The sequence below is a fragment of the Vibrio sp. 1402 genome (assembly GCF_033340275.1).
This window is the reverse complement of the sequence record NZ_JAWOWE010000425.1, coordinates 1-610: the sequence shown is the minus strand read 5'-3', so window position 1 is coordinate 610 and position 610 is coordinate 1. Positions and strand designations below refer to the sequence as shown.

1 protein-coding gene is annotated in these 610 nt (G+C 50.2%); it reads right to left on the bottom strand.

Annotated elements, in window-relative coordinates; all coding sequences use genetic code 11:
• On the bottom strand, nucleotides 1-591 hold a 591-nt coding region (locus tag R7044_RS26465), incomplete at its 3' end, for a biotin/lipoyl-containing protein (RefSeq protein ID WP_225456143.1).
• Between the last annotated feature and the right edge of the window lie 19 nt (nucleotides 592-610).

Below are 610 nucleotides of genomic sequence, written 5' to 3'. Positions count from 1 at the left end.
GGTCACCGCTGCGACATTTTGATGCGATTCTGCCATGGTCGAGACCATCGTACGGCGCGCTCCTTTGAGCACTTCAGTGCCAGGAACTTGTTTGCCTGCTTCTTCGTAAACATCGGCATCGACGATCAAACCGCTTGGTCCGCTACCGACCATCGTTTTCAAATCTACGCCTAGCTTTTTCGCTAGCAAACGCGCGGAAGGTAAAGCGGTGATGAGTTTGTCTGTTGATTTGTTGTGGCTGCCGCCCACCCAAAAATCGTCAACATTTACATTATGAGATTGGTGAGATACGGTGCCAACAACGGTTGCGGCATCGGCGGTTTGTCGTTTTTCCGCAGAGACAGTGTTTTCTGCGCCACTTTCGTCGATTTCTAGAAGTAGGGCGCCAATATTAATCACGTCGCCTTCTTCACCATGGCGGCTGACAATTCTGCCTGCGTACGGAGCAGGAACGTCTACGGTTGCTTTCGCCGTCTCAACGGTGAGGATCACTTGATCGAGTTTGACCATGTCACCCACATTGACATGCCATTTTACAATTTCTGACTCAGCGAGACCTTCACCGAGATCGGGTAAATTAAACGTCTTCATTTCCAATCCTCCACGAGTT